The organism is Winogradskyella luteola, assembly GCF_019203985.1.
GTDB lineage: Bacteria > Bacteroidota > Bacteroidia > Flavobacteriales > Flavobacteriaceae > Winogradskyella > Winogradskyella luteola.
In genome coordinates, this window is record NZ_JAGSPD010000001.1 from 125,096 (window position 1) to 137,461 (window position 12,366).

The window sequence follows — 12,366 nt, forward strand, 5'->3', positions numbered from 1 at the left end:
TTAACTCATGGAAACATTATTAAAAGAATCGATTATGAAAACTAGAGACCTCACAAAGTACGGATTGAAAGATACCAATGCACATTGGAACTTATCTCCAGAAGAATTACAAGCCATTACCGTAGAAAAAGGAATGGGAAAAGAAACTGTTAACGGCACTTTAGCCATAAATACAGGTAAATTTACAGGGCGTTCTCCTCAAGACCGCTTCTTGGTAAAAGACGATTACACAAAAGATCGTGTTTGGTGGGGAAAAACAAATAAAGGTATTTCTCCCGAAAATTTTGATTTCTTACAATCTGAAATAGAAAACTACTTAAGCGGAAAAGAAATTTATGTACGAGATGGGTACGTATGTGCTGATCCTGCTTATAAAATGAATGTTAGAACCATTACCGAATATCCATGGTCCAACATGTTTATTTATAATATGTTCTTGAGGCCAGAGGCATCAGAATTAGAAAATTTTAAAGAAGAATGGCTAGTGCTTTGTGCACCAGGATACGTAGCAAAAGATCCTGAAAGTTGCGGCTTGAGACAAGGTAATTTCTCAATATTAAATTTCACTAAAAAAATAGCACTTGTTGGTGGTTCTGCCTATACAGGTGAGATGAAAAAAGGTATTTTCTCTGCTTTAAATATGATTTTGCCTGTTGACAAAAACGTTTTACCAATGCACTGTTCTGCAAACGTTGGTGAAGATGGTGATACAGCTATTTTCTTTGGTCTATCTGGTACTGGTAAAACGACATTATCTGCCGATCCTGATCGAAAATTGATAGGTGATGATGAGCACGGCTGGACAGCAGAAAACAGAATCTTCAATTTTGAAGGTGGTTGTTACGCAAAAGTTATTGACCTGACTGAAGAAAAAGAACCAGACATCTACCGAGCAATTAAGCCAGGCGCTATCTTAGAAAACGTAATCTTCAAAGATAATGGAGAAGTAGACTATATGGATAGCGGTATTACTCAAAACACACGTGTCAGCTATCCTATTTATCACATTGATAACATTCAACAACCGTCTTATGCAGACAATCCTAAGAATATTTTCTTCTTAACCTGTGATGCTTTTGGTGTGTTGCCTCCAGTATCTAAGTTAACTCCTGGTCAGGCAGCTTATCACTTTATTTCAGGATATACAGCCAAAGTTGCTGGTACTGAAGCCGGTATTACCGAGCCTGTGCCTTCATTCTCCGCATGTTTTGGCGAACCATTTATGCCATTGCATCCAACGGTTTATGCAGAAATGTTAAGTAAAAAAATGCAAGAAGCTGGTGTTAATATTTGGTTACTAAACACGGGCTGGAGTGGCGGTCCTTACGGTGTTGGCTCTCGTATAAAATTAAAATATACCAGAGCAATGATTACGGCCATTCTTAACGGCGACTTAGATAATGTGGATTATGAACAACATCCAATATTTGGATTAAACATGCCAAAATATATTCCTAATGTTCCAACAGAAATGTTAGACCCAATGAATACTTGGTTGCAAAAAGGAGGCTATATCAGTAAGGCTATTCAATTAGCGCATTCGTTCCACTTGAATTTTGAAAAATTTGCAAGTGAAGCCTCTGATCAAATTATAGAAGGCGGTCCTTTAATTGATGAGCATCATCATTTAGGTGACCATGTTTAATAGTTCCATGACTGAAAAGAGCCCAGAAATGGGCTCTTTTTTAATTTAAATATTTTTTAAAGTGAAAAGGTTTTCAATCTTATTCTTTCTTCTCACTCTTCAAACATTGTGGTCCCAAAACCCCTCTGAAGATTTCTTAGGTTCTTGGTATACTTACGGAAGTCATCATCGTTTAAGTGAAAAGCTAAGTATAACACCTTATGGAGAATTGCGATTTTATGAAGCATCTTCAAACTATAATTTAGCATTTGTATCATTGAGAGGCAATTATCATTTAGATTCAAAATCTAATTTAGGTTTAGGCTATGCCTACTTAGACATTGACACCGTTTTTGAATTTGATAATATACCCCATGTTTTAGAGCATAGAATATTTGAACAGTATGTCTATAAACATCGTATTAATACTATTCGATTTGTTCATCGTGGACGTTTGGAACAGCGTTTTTTGGAGTTTAGGGATAGAAACGAGCTTCAGAACCGATTTAGGTACAAACTAAGTCTTAAGTACAATCTCAATAAAACCCTTTTTTTAGTACTATCTGATGAACCTTTTATAAACTTTCAAGATCAGGTTTTTCATGAAAATAGATTCTATTCAGGTATAGGGGTTAATGTCTTGAAGAATTCACAAATTCAAATAGGTTATTTAAAGCAACATATTAGAAAAAACAATCTTAACAGAATACAGGTTGGTATCAGTTTTCAAACGGATTCCAGAAAACCAAAAACTACTTTAGCGCAGCTATAGCTTGGTTAATATCGCGCTTTAAATCTTTAACCTCTTCTATTCCAACCGAAAAACGAATTAACTGATTGCTTATACCAACCTTATTGCGTTCTTCTGGGCTTAACAATGCATGAGATGTTAAATGTGGCGAGAGCACAGTGCTCTCAATCCCAGCTAAACTCATAGAAGACTTAATTAGTTTTAATTCATTTTGAAATTGTTGTGAATCCAAATCATCTATCAATTCAAAAGACAGCATGGCACCAAAACCCTTCATCTGAGATTTTGCCAGCTTATACTCAGGATGTGATTTTAATCCCGGATAATAAACTCTTGAAATCTTAGGATGCTTATTGAGCCATTTAGCGAGTTTCATGGCGTTTTTAGTCTGTGCTTTTACTCGAAGGCCTAGAGTTTTCATACTGCGCTCTAACATCCATACCGTCATATCGCTGAGGCTTCCTCCTAGATTTTTACTAACATTCCATATACGTTCAATATGTTCTTTAGAGCTTGCGATTGCCCCTGCACAAATATCACTGTGACCTCCAAAATATTTAGTGGCAGAATGCATAACCATATCAATACCTAAATCTATAGGATTTTGATTGACTGGTGATGCAAATGTATTGTCAATTGAAGTTAAAATATTCTTGGATTTGCCCAATTTAGCAATGGCTTTGATGTCCGTAATCGTCAACAGAGGATTTGAAGGAGATTCAATATGAATTAAACGTGTATTCTTCTGAATTACTGCTTCAAAATCTTTTAACGTATGGCCATTAGTAAAGGTGTACTCTATTCCGTATTTAGGAAACTCTTCCTTTATAAAATTAACTGTTCCCCCATACAATGTATTTTGTACCACCAAATGATCTCCCTTTTGTAAAAAGGCAAAAAACATATGGCTAATCGCAGCCATGCCAGAACCAAAAATCATAGCAGCTTCAGTATGTTCTAAAGCGGCAATCTTTTTGGACAAATATTCTTGATTTGGCGTGTTAAAATAACGTGGATAGCGTTTTACATCAACATCTAAAAATTCATACGATGAGCTCAAGTATATTGGAGATACAGCACCTTTAAATTGTTTGTCCTTTATTTCACCAACATGTGCGCATGTGGTATTGAGTCCTAAATGTGGTTTTGGCATTTTTAATAATTTTGATTTCTAAAATTACTAAAAAATGCTCTTAGGTTTATTAATTCGTAATACAAACTTTAGTTGAATACACAAAAGTTGGAGTTTCTATTCTAACCAAATAAACACCTTCCGAAATCCCTGAAGTACTGATATGATTTTTATTATTGGAGATGTCTTCTTCTTTGACTTTTTTTCCAACAATATTATAAAGCGTTAATCTTCCATTGCTATTATGTGATAAATCTGAAACGCGTATTTGATTCTGTTGACTAGAATACCAAACATTGATATCGTTTTTCTTTTCATCATTTATAGACAACAAGTAATTGTTACTGATTTCTGAATGCACATTATTAGAAAATGTAATGAAGAACCTGTTAATGTAATCGCCCGTTAACATACTTTGGGTGAAGTCCGTATCGTTAAGCTGTAAGTAAGAATTCAATTCTAAATCATACAAATAAACATCCACTTGATTTTCAAAATTTTCTAATGCATTTAATGAAACTGTAACTTCGCCTGCGTTGGAAAGAAACATTCCCAAAGGATAATACTTCTGTATACTGAATGCCCCTACTCCTTGAATAACAAAGCGGTCATTCTCTATCATCCAATTTAAGTCATCTTGCAAGTCATTAATATATGGTGCATCATAACCATAGTCTACTCCATCTGTAGCAGAATTATCTTCAACAAAACCCAAGGCCAAATGTCTTGTAAAACCTTCGGGATTTTGAAAGTCTATTCTAACAGTTTGTATGCCTTGTGCATAAGAAAGCTTAAAGCATATCAATAAAACCAATACATACTGAAATTTGATAAAAGTTCTCATAAGATTTGGGCGGTTTAGTGAACTATCAGCTCGAAATCTAACCTAAAATCTTCTAAAAATCTATAAAAAGCTTATTTTTACGATGAAATGCATATAATATTAACATTTAAACAAATAAATCGGATGAAATGCAATTCAATTACAGTTAAACGTTTACTGATTTCCAATGTCCTTTCTTAAACCAAAGTATTCCTATTACCGTGATTAAAACTTCAGCTAAAGTAATAGCTACAAAAACTCCCATTGGTCCATAATCGAAAGTTAAAGCCATTAAATAAGCAAATGGAAGCTGCAGCAACCAAAAGCAAATAAAGTTGATCCAAGTTGGTGTTTTGGTATCTCCGGCTCCATTAAATGCATTTATAATAACCATTCCATAGCCGTAAAACACATAACCTGCAGCAATAATCCTTAGGCATAAAGCACCATTTTTAATCACCGCAGCTTCCTGTGTAAACCATGAAACGATCTCAGGAGCAAATATGAGATAGATAATTGAGACCAAGCCCATAAATATAGCACTATACTTTCCGGTTTTCCATACGGAGTCTTCAGCACGTTGTGGTTTTTTTGCACCTAAATTCTGTCCTACTAAAGTAGCTGCAGCATTACTCATTCCCCATGCTGGCATTAGAGTAAACATCATTACACGAATTGCTATTGTATAACCCGCAAGGACTTCACTTCCGAATTCACTCATAATACGCATTAAAAACACCCAAGAAGATGTCCCAATTAAAAATTGACCAATGCCACCAAGCGATACTCTAATAAGATTGAGCATTACCGCTACGCGTAATACCAGATCCTTAAATCCTACCTTTATTTTACTCCAGCCAAAAAACAACACCATGAGTTGAAAAATAACCGCTGTTCCCCTACCAATAGTTGTGGCAATAGCTGCACCTTCTACTCCAAAAGCCGGTATTGGTCCAAAACCAAAAATAAACATGGGATCCAAGATGATATTTAATCCATTGGAAAGTACTAAAGCCCACATGGCTATAGATGCATCTCCAGCTCCCCTAAAAACTGCATTGATTAGAAATAATAGCATTATGGTGACGTTTCCACCTAACAATACTTGTGTATAACCATATCCCTCAGCAATTAAGTCTTCTTCACCTCCCATAAGTTGAAGGATTTCCTGTGGGTAAAGAATACCTATAACACTAATAATTGCTGCCACAAAAACACCTAAACCAATAACCTGTACAGCTGCTTGTGACGCTCCTTGCCTGTCTTTCTCACCTATTCGTCTTGCTACAATAGCTGTTGCAGCCATACTTAAACCTATTGCTACTGCATACACCAGAGTTATCACAGACTCTGTAAGACCTATGGTTGCCACGGCATTAACACTAACTTGAGATACGTAAAAAATATCCACAATGGCAAATATCGATTCCATGAGCATTTCTAAAATCATCGGAATGGATAACATAAAAACTGCTCGACGAATACTGCCCGAAGTAAAATCTTGTTCCTTACCTGAAACTGCGATTCTTAAATATTTAAAAAATTGTTTTACTGAAATTTTATTGGATTGCATAACTTAAAAATGTATAATATAATATAGCTAAACAAACAAGTTTGTCTAACAACTGACGTCACAAGGTCTTGTGATAATTTTTTCCGAAGAGTGTATTAAGCAATCATAATGGCACAAATATGCACATTATTTTCAAAAAAATAAAAGTAATCAATGAAATTAATCGTTTCGACTTGCTCTATTATATGCACGAATCATGAGAATAGCCCATAGTGCTACCAATGCAATAACTATAACGGAAAACCACAATACGATATCATTTGCCACCATGGTCTACAAGTTTTAAGTAAATCATAACGCCCAATAATGTTGGTGCCCATAGGCCAACAAATAAACCATGCATCTGATCTCCGGTTAGAAATAAATATTCAGCAACAAGAACTATAACTGCACATAATATTAACATTAACAAGTTTGCAGTTCCTAATTTTTTGAAGTAATTCATTGAGAGGGTTAGTTTAAAACCTCAAGTTATGAAAAATTCTTTTTGCTTATAATATGATTTTGAAAAATGCGCCTATTTATAATGAATCTTATACTTTCTATAAGCTAAGAAAGCTAAAATTGCAATGATTGCTATGGTAATGGCTATAAATTGAAAACTCAAAATTTGATCACCACTGGCGTAAGCATGCAACCCAGACAGATAAAAATTAACGCCAAAATAGGTCATCAAAATACTTCCGAAAGCAATAATGGACATTAAGTTATAAAACCAACGGCCTCTGAGTCCTGGAACCAGTCGCATATGAATGACAAAAGCATAAATCATAATACTAATCAACGCCCAAGTTTCTTTTGGATCCCAGCCCCAATAACGTCCCCAACTTTCGTTTGCCCACATACCACCAAGAAAGTTTCCGATGGTTAGCATTACTAAGCCAACGGTTAGTGCCATCTCGTTAATAATGGTCAATTCTTTAATGTTAATGAGCATACGCTCTTTATTCTCTTTGTTTGTAAGAATCATAAGCAATAGAGCTACGACACCTAAAATCATCCCTATCGCAAAAGGTCCATAACTAGCTACAATTACAGATACATGAATCATTAACCAATAGCCTTGAAGCACAGGTTGTAAGTTTGCAATTGCTGGATCCATCCAGTTCCAATGTGCTACCATTAAAATCATGGAACAAACAAAAGCCGATGCAGCAACTGTTAAGTTACTTTTTCTGCCCAATAGAAGTCCGAATAACATAACCGACCAAGCTACATATATCATAGATTCATAGGCATCACTCCAAGGTGCATGTCCAGACAAATACCATCTCCAGATGAGACTGCCAAGATGCATAGCAAATAATAGTACTATAACTCCAATTAAACTATTGATTGCAACCTTTAACCAGCGACTTCTATAGTCAAAAATCTGAACAATAATTAATATAAACAGAATAGTCGCCGCATACATATACCAACTAAAAAGCTTTTTGAATATATCGTACTTGTTATACAAAATTTCAGACTCTATCTTTTCGTCCGAAAGCATAATTTCACTGCCAAACTTTTGCTGAGTCTTTTTTATGCCTTCCAAAAGTTCTTCAGCTTTAGAAAAATTCCCTGTTTGCTTTGCATTATTTAAGGTGACCAAATAGGCACTAAAACCATTATTGATAAAATTACCGTAAAGTGAATCCTTGATTTTATCGCGATAACTTTCTCTAAATTCCAATGATGAAATCCAAGTGTTATTTTCATCTTCCGGAACAGGAAATATTTTAATTGAACGTCCCTCTATGGCATTATATAACAAATTAACGCGAGAATCAGCTTCTTTAACTTCTTTCTGAAACCCATTAGGTACTTGCGCCTTATAGGCTTCTTCTATGTAAGAACCAAGTTTATATCGTCCATCTGGTGTGAAAAAATCAACGAGACTTGCATATTTTTCTCCATAATCAACGCCAATAATTGTACGTATGGAATCTGCTTTTCTTGGTTTTAAATAAATGATGGGCACATTATACCACAGCAATGGGCTTTCTTGAATGGATAAAAATACTTGAGTGGCATTAAAATCTTCATATATATCCTTTTTACTGAGTTTTCTCAACATCTCAGAGGCATAGGTATGCATTGGCATCATTCGACCACTATAATCTTGAATGACCATTTTCGCAAACTTATCTGTGTGTTCTTCTGGTGTGATATTTGCCTTGAGTATAGAATCTATCTGGATTTTGTTTTGTCTTGTATTTTTTGAGTGGTCGTGACCATCATTTTCAGAATGTTGTTGTGCAAAACTTGAAAAACTAAGCAGCAAGACTATCATAGTCATTAGCTCTGCCTTCTTCTTTTTCAACTTATTCAATCGCTTTCTTATATCATCAAATCGAGTGTTTTTGGCAAATAAAATAGCCATTAGACCAAAATACAATAGCATATAACCCGTATAGGTAATATACGTTCCCCAACGATCATGATTTACAGAAAGTACGGTTCCTTTTTCATCTGGATCGAAACTCGCCTGAAAGAAACGGTAGCCTCTATGGTCGAGTATATTATTCATATATATGTGGTAATCAAAATCGCCTTGTTCTTTATCTAAAACCGTTACTTTACTTTCGTATGACGAATAGGCTTTTTCTGTACCTGGATATTTTTCGGCAATAAAATCATTAAGCTTTACTTGAAATGGCAACTGCTCTAATCGAGATCCATAGCGTAAGGCGATATCTAATCCGCCGACCTTAATTTCCTCAATTCTTGGGTAAGTGCCTGGCCCACCAAGTAGATTAACGCTTTTGGTTTCGCCATTGGCATTGACATCGAGGACAATACCGCTTTCATCACCTTTTAATATTCTTGGTTTCTTAACAATGTCAAAGACACCTTTAACAACTGGTTTTGGAAACACCAATTGCATATTTCCTATAATATATCGAGATCGTAAAGCTAAAGGCTGTAGACTATCCTTAACCAATTTACCTGTTGTACCGGTTGCCATGGTCATATACTCACCCTCATAAGGGGATTTTATAAATAATCCATCTTCTGTATTGGTAATATTAATAGCTCCTTCTTGTTCCTTGTTTAGGGAAATAAGTACGTTGTGTAAGTTAGATACCTGACCTGACCTTAAAAAATGATTGTGAGGTCGCCCATCACCAGCTTCAACTATTTTTAGATAGCTATCACCATTTTCATCTGGTACAATATCCTTCTCTGCTCCTTTTATGAATTTTCGTAGCTTAAGATTTACTTCTGTATCACCATAATCAAAGGTTTCATCAAAATCATTATCCAGTCGAGGGGAAAAATCAACAACTTCCATAATGTTTCGTTGTTGTAATTGACCATTGATTTTGTAATCGCCAAGAATACGACCACTGATATAAGTCTTTTGAGAACGGAACTGACTTTCGGTTTCACCTTCTCTAATGTTCATCATACCTTCGTAACCTATATATCGTGTTACAAAAGCACCTACCAGAATAAAAATAAAAGCCAAATGAAGTATTAAAGTCGCCCACTTCTCTTTTTTATGAAGCCTAAATCTAAAAATATTACCTACAAAATTAATTACAAAAAAGACCATAATCGCCTCAAACCACCAAGCATTATAAATCAATTGTCTTGTATAAGGTGTTGGAGAGGTCTCCATGTTTCTGTCCAGGATGGTTCCCGTTGCCATAGCAAAGGCAAAAACAATAAATAAAACAGCAGTGAGTTTAGTGGAGAATAGGAAATTCGCGATTTTCTTTTGCATAGCTCGATTGGCTTTTTTAAGCTCGTGCAAAGATATGGCTTTTTGATGATTTATACTTTGTTTTTAAACCATGAAAAAGCGTTAAAATTCATTAAGAACCTTTCAGTTAATTTGAAACCTTTGATTTTAAAAGTTGATTCTGTTCTTCCATTAAATGTTTCAAATCTGATAGGAGTTCAATATCCTTTGGCGTTACAACTGTTTCGTCTTTAGTATCCTGTGCTTTATTGCGCAATCGGTTCATAGCCTTTACAACAATAAAAACTGTAAAACCAATAATTATAAAATCTAAAAAGACTTCAAACAGTGCACCATAAGCAATCGCAACTTCACTTGTTGTTATGGTACCAGAGGCATCTGTAACGGCATCTCTTAGCACTAATTTTTTATCCTGAAAGTTAACATCATCGGACAATAGTGATAGTGGTGGTAGCAATACTTGTTTTGCCAAAACATCTATAACTTTATTAAATGCAGCACCAATGATAATCCCAATGGCCATATCCATCATATTACCTTTTACTGCAAATTCTTTAAATTCTTTTAGGAGTTTCATAATTATTCTCTATTGTTTATTATTAATCTTAATCTTCTGTTCTGGCCTCAAAAATCTTTAGGTATAAAAAGGTTCCCATTTTACGAGCACGTCGCTTGGCATTCTCAGCATAATCGCCTTCAAAAAGTTCATCTATGGTCTCAAACCAAAGATTTAACCACAGACCAAAATGTAATTCGGTTATGCTGTTATTATGAGCAGCATCAACTTTTACATGTGCTTCTATGGGATTACCATGATATTTGGTTTTTAAAAATAGACTTGATTCCCAAAACGTAGTGAGATGCTGAAGATGTGCGTCCCAATCTTTTATAGTGTTATTGAAAAAAAGTCCCAGTACTTTATCTTTTCTAACTTTTATATAAAAATTAGAAACTAATTTAAAAATATCTTCTCTAGTTTTTATATCATTTTTTTCCATCATCACAAAGTTATTGTTTTTAATTATCTAAGTGTTTACCCAAAACAGATAATCTTAGTATTTTTACACTATGATATCAGTTGTGTTACTTGGTGCCGGAAACGTTGCCACACATTTATACAAGGCATTCTCTAGAGCAGAAAATATTTCTGTTAAGCAATGGTACAACCGTTCTTATAGCGCAATTTCCTCCTATTCTAATGATGTTGAAACCATTGACAATCTCACTGAATTAAAAGAAGCTGATATCTATATCATGGCAGTAAGTGATGACAGTATTTCAAAGCTATCTAAAGACTTACCCTTTGAAAATCGACTGGTGGCACATACTTCTGGAAGCGTCTCCATTCATGATTTAGACAAAAAAAATCAACGTGCTGTGTTTTATCCGTTGCAAACATTTTCTAGAGATGCCGAATTAGATTTTAGTAAAATTCCTATATGCATAGAGGTTACTGAAAAATCCAATTTTCAATTTATGAAAGATTTGACTGAAGCCTTGGGTTGCAAGTCTTATAAAATTGATACCGAGCAAAGGCAGACCTTACATTTATCGGCTGTATTTGTGAATAACTTTACCAATCAACTCTATCGTATTGCCCACGAAATCAGTGATGCAAAACGCATAAATTTCGATATCTTAAAACCTCTAATTTTAGAAACAGCTAAAAAAGTGCAAGATCTATCACCCTACATGGCGCAAACAGGACCAGCAAAACGCAATGACAAAAAAACGATAAAGCGTCATTTAAAACAAATAGAATCCGAAGAGCATAAAGCAATATATGAGCTTTTAACTGCTTCGATAAAAAAGACACATGGTGCTTCAAATACGTTCGGCAACCATAGAAAAGCTAAAAACAAAACTGGTCACTGAGCGTAGTCGAAGTGACACATTATAAAAACAAATGAATACATCTAACACTAAAAGCTATAAAGAATATCTAGCAGACATAACCACTTTAATTTTTGATGTAGATGGTGTACTTACCGATGGTACAATTACCGTAACCACAGAAGGAGAAATGCTACGCACCATGAATATTAAAGATGGATTTGCGCTCAAGACCGCCGTTGATGCCGGTTTTAATGTCTGTATAATTTCTGGTGGCTCTAACGAAGGTGTGAGAAAACGTTTGGCTGGTTTAGGTATTAAAGACATTTATTTAGGCGCACATAACAAAATTGAACAGCTTAATGAATATATGTGTAAGCACAATATCACTAAACAACAAATGTTATATATGGGTGATGATATACCTGATTACCCTGTGATGAAATTAGTAGGTTTGCCCTGTTGCCCGCAAGATGCTGTTTCGGAAATTAAAGCGATTTCTAAATATGTTTCACACAAAAATGGTGGAAAAGGTGCAGTAAGAGACGTAATCGAGCAAGTACTTAAGGTACAAGGTAAATGGAACGGTAACTTTAATGCAAAATATGATTGATTAATATGGGGCGTAGAAGCAGAAGACACAGCACAGGTTTTGGTTATATCGGTTTTGGCAATAGCCAATCTACATTTAACCAAAAAACTAGCAAACCGTTTTCTGTGTATAAAGAGAAACTAGATCTCGAAGCACATCTGCATTATCAGATGGAGTTTTTGCACAAAGACCTGACCAAAGAAGACAAACAAAAGATTAAAGATAAAATACGAAAGCAAGAGCAAAAACTATTTATTAGAACTACTATAGTAAGCATTGTTGTTTTTGCCATTTTCGCTTACACAGCTTATTACCTAATTAACAAAATTATTTTTCGCTAATCTCAA

The 12,366-nt window shown here is 34.9% G+C and carries 12 protein-coding genes; 5 read left to right on the plus strand and 7 right to left on the minus strand.

All coding sequences use genetic code 11. From position 1 onward, the window contains the following. Positions 1-7: 7 nt before the first annotated feature. Positions 8-1,645 carry a phosphoenolpyruvate carboxykinase (ATP) gene (gene pckA / locus KCG49_RS00585; protein WP_218544236.1) on the plus strand — a complete coding sequence of 546 codons (1,638 nt, stop codon included), beginning with the start codon at positions 8-10 and terminating at the stop codon, positions 1,643-1,645. A 61-nt stretch (positions 1,646-1,706) separates the two neighbouring features. Next, positions 1,707-2,396, plus strand: a complete 690-nt coding sequence (locus KCG49_RS00590; RefSeq protein WP_218544237.1) for a DUF2490 domain-containing protein — start codon at positions 1,707-1,709, stop codon at positions 2,394-2,396. Here KCG49_RS00590 and KCG49_RS00595 read toward each other — a convergent pair. The 7 genes from KCG49_RS00595 to KCG49_RS00625 form a co-directional block, all read right to left on the minus strand. Further along, on the minus strand, positions 2,377-3,528 hold the full coding sequence (locus KCG49_RS00595; protein ID WP_218544238.1) for a trans-sulfuration enzyme family protein: 1,152 nt from the start codon (positions 3,526-3,528) through the stop codon (positions 2,377-2,379). The two genes, KCG49_RS00590 and KCG49_RS00595, sit on opposite strands and share 20 nt — an antisense overlap. A gap of 49 nt (positions 3,529-3,577) precedes the next feature. Then, complete coding sequence (locus KCG49_RS00600) at positions 3,578-4,351, minus strand: T9SS type A sorting domain-containing protein (protein ID WP_218544239.1); 774 nt, start codon at positions 4,349-4,351, stop codon at positions 3,578-3,580. Positions 4,352-4,496: 145 nt separating this feature from the next. Then, complete coding sequence (locus KCG49_RS00605) at positions 4,497-5,903, minus strand: MATE family efflux transporter (protein ID WP_218544240.1); 1,407 nt, start codon at positions 5,901-5,903, stop codon at positions 4,497-4,499. A gap of 256 nt (positions 5,904-6,159) precedes the next feature. Beyond that, positions 6,160-6,348, minus strand: coding sequence for a hypothetical protein (locus KCG49_RS00610; protein WP_218544241.1), 189 nt, complete (start codon positions 6,346-6,348; stop codon positions 6,160-6,162). A 72-nt stretch (positions 6,349-6,420) separates the two neighbouring features. Further along, complete coding sequence (locus KCG49_RS00615; RefSeq protein WP_218544242.1) at positions 6,421-9,615, minus strand: cytochrome c biogenesis protein CcsA; 3,195 nt, start codon at positions 9,613-9,615, stop codon at positions 6,421-6,423. 106 nt (positions 9,616-9,721) lie between these two features. Further along, on the minus strand, positions 9,722-10,171 hold the full coding sequence (gene mscL, locus KCG49_RS00620) for a large conductance mechanosensitive channel protein MscL (RefSeq protein WP_218544243.1): 450 nt from the start codon (positions 10,169-10,171) through the stop codon (positions 9,722-9,724). 28 nt (positions 10,172-10,199) lie between these two features. Beyond that, positions 10,200-10,592, minus strand: a complete 393-nt coding sequence (locus KCG49_RS00625; protein ID WP_218544522.1) for a group III truncated hemoglobin — start codon at positions 10,590-10,592, stop codon at positions 10,200-10,202. Between the two features lie 70 nt (positions 10,593-10,662). Between KCG49_RS00625 and KCG49_RS00630 the strand changes: the two genes are divergently transcribed. Genes KCG49_RS00630 through KCG49_RS00640 form a run of 3 tightly spaced genes read left to right on the plus strand, consistent with a single transcriptional unit; the run spans position 10,663 to position 12,360 of the window. Further along, the gene (locus tag KCG49_RS00630; protein WP_218544244.1) at positions 10,663-11,469 is read left to right on the plus strand and encodes a Rossmann-like and DUF2520 domain-containing protein; all 807 of its coding nucleotides are present in this window, start codon (positions 10,663-10,665) and stop codon (positions 11,467-11,469) included. Between the two features lie 31 nt (positions 11,470-11,500). Continuing rightward, complete coding sequence (locus tag KCG49_RS00635) at positions 11,501-12,040, plus strand: KdsC family phosphatase (RefSeq protein WP_218544245.1); 540 nt, start codon at positions 11,501-11,503, stop codon at positions 12,038-12,040. Between the two features lie 5 nt (positions 12,041-12,045). Next, positions 12,046-12,360 (plus strand): hypothetical protein, encoded by a 315-nt coding sequence (locus tag KCG49_RS00640; RefSeq protein WP_218544246.1) that lies wholly within the window; start codon positions 12,046-12,048, stop codon positions 12,358-12,360. Positions 12,361-12,366: the final 6 nt, after the last annotated feature.

Bases quoted from the DNA above. Each gene is read 5' to 3' on its own strand.
- KCG49_RS00605 (WP_218544240.1), bottom strand. From the start codon at position 5,903: ATGCAATCCAATAAAATTTCAGTAAAACAATTTTTTAAATATTTAAGA.
- KCG49_RS00640 (WP_218544246.1), top strand. From the start codon at position 12,046: ATGGGGCGTAGAAGCAGAAGACACAGCACAGGTTTTGGTTATATCGGT.
- KCG49_RS00625 (WP_218544522.1), bottom strand. From the start codon at position 10,592: ATGGAAAAAAATGATATAAAAACTAGAGAAGATATTTTTAAATTAGTT.
- KCG49_RS00635 (WP_218544245.1), top strand. From the start codon at position 11,501: ATGAATACATCTAACACTAAAAGCTATAAAGAATATCTAGCAGACATA.
- KCG49_RS00600 (WP_218544239.1), bottom strand. From the start codon at position 4,351: ATGAGAACTTTTATCAAATTTCAGTATGTATTGGTTTTATTGATATGC.
- mscL (WP_218544243.1), bottom strand. From the start codon at position 10,171: ATGAAACTCCTAAAAGAATTTAAAGAATTTGCAGTAAAAGGTAATATG.
- KCG49_RS00595 (WP_218544238.1), bottom strand. From the start codon at position 3,528: ATGCCAAAACCACATTTAGGACTCAATACCACATGCGCACATGTTGGT.
- KCG49_RS00630 (WP_218544244.1), top strand. From the start codon at position 10,663: ATGATATCAGTTGTGTTACTTGGTGCCGGAAACGTTGCCACACATTTA.
- KCG49_RS00615 (WP_218544242.1), bottom strand. From the start codon at position 9,615: ATGCAAAAGAAAATCGCGAATTTCCTATTCTCCACTAAACTCACTGCT.
- KCG49_RS00610 (WP_218544241.1), bottom strand. From the start codon at position 6,348: ATGAATTACTTCAAAAAATTAGGAACTGCAAACTTGTTAATGTTAATA.
- pckA (WP_218544236.1), top strand. From the start codon at position 8: ATGGAAACATTATTAAAAGAATCGATTATGAAAACTAGAGACCTCACA.